The sequence below is a fragment of the Pseudoalteromonas luteoviolacea DSM 6061 genome, assembly GCF_001625655.1.
GTDB classification, from domain to species: domain Bacteria; phylum Pseudomonadota; class Gammaproteobacteria; order Enterobacterales; family Alteromonadaceae; genus Pseudoalteromonas; species Pseudoalteromonas luteoviolacea.
In genome coordinates this window covers 1-1,019 of record NZ_AUYB01000060.1, presented here as the reverse complement: position 1 = coordinate 1,019, position 1,019 = coordinate 1, and the positions used below count along the sequence as shown (strand labels likewise).

Annotated in this window: 2 protein-coding genes; both read right to left on the bottom strand. The window is 38.9% G+C overall.

Features of this window, described 5'->3' with window-relative positions:
- A partial coding sequence (locus N475_RS02705; RefSeq protein ID WP_063364648.1) for a DUF1493 family protein occupies positions 1-367 on the bottom strand: 367 nt, incomplete at its 3' end.
- A gap of 243 nt (positions 368-610) precedes the next feature.
- Positions 611-907, bottom strand: coding sequence for a hypothetical protein (locus tag N475_RS02700; RefSeq protein WP_063364647.1), 297 nt, complete (start codon positions 905-907; stop codon positions 611-613).
- Positions 908-1,019: the final 112 nt, after the last annotated feature.

The window sequence follows — 1,019 nt, the reverse complement described above, 5'->3', positions numbered from 1 at the left end:
ATTTTTTGGGGGAGTTACAATCCCACCTACGTTTAGGCAAAGTATGTTCGGGGTAATTGATAGACCATGCTTTAGAATTTGCATATTTAAGTAATAACTCTGGCGTAATCACTATGCGCTTTACTGTTTGATCTGGTGGAGGAAAAATAAAAGCAAAGGGGCTATCAGCCTCCTCTCTTGAATGGAAATACCAAAGATACGTGTCAAGATTCACATTAATTTGCTTAGAGTATGCAACCATAAGCTCTTCAAAGTCATCACCATAAACACAAAATTCATCAACAATATCAGAGTTTGGTGATAGCTTATTAGGGTTCATTCCACACTCACTTTCTATGAGTTGATAAATATCTTCGATGATTGCCACTAGCTGCCTAACTCCGCCTTAAGCGGTGAGTCATTGTTGGCCATAATGTGAAGCGAAGCTTAACCGAGCCAACTGTTATGAGTCCAACTTTGAGGTGTTGCTAACTGAATACTTTAGAGAACAAGCCTCGTTTTTTACCCAGAGTTCTGTACCCAAAGTAACTTGTGGCTGAAAGACAAGCCCCTGCTATTTCAGCGCCCTCATTCAAGGCTTTACTAATCGTATTGAACTCAGCGCTTCGAGTTACGATACTATTAAAAACTTCCGTGCGATATCGATAGCTAATTTGTAAATAGACTCTGCCTTGTAAGGAAACTCACCTTCCACACCTTGAACCTTATATGTATTAGGAAATCCTAAATCAAATTTGTGGCTAAGAGCTATACGACAAAACGCGCTTGGTAAAAATGCCGAAACCCTTTCTGCCTCACAGAGGCTTAAACCTAGACTTTCTAATCTATCACTTATATCCGAATCATCCTGCTCTTTTAACTCCAGAAACACTGACAATACATTCTTGATTTTTTCTCGGTCTATCATATTCAGTTAACGCATTAATAATAGGAAGAAAATTATAGGCTACACAGCCTCCTCGCGGCAAATCTATGACTTCATACCCTTATTGATTGACTTGTTAGGTGCATTTTTAATT

Coding starts and splice junctions, on each gene's coding strand:
- N475_RS02700 (WP_063364647.1), bottom strand. CDS start 907: ATGATAGACCGAGAAAAAATCAAGAATGTATTGTCAGTGTTTCTGGAG.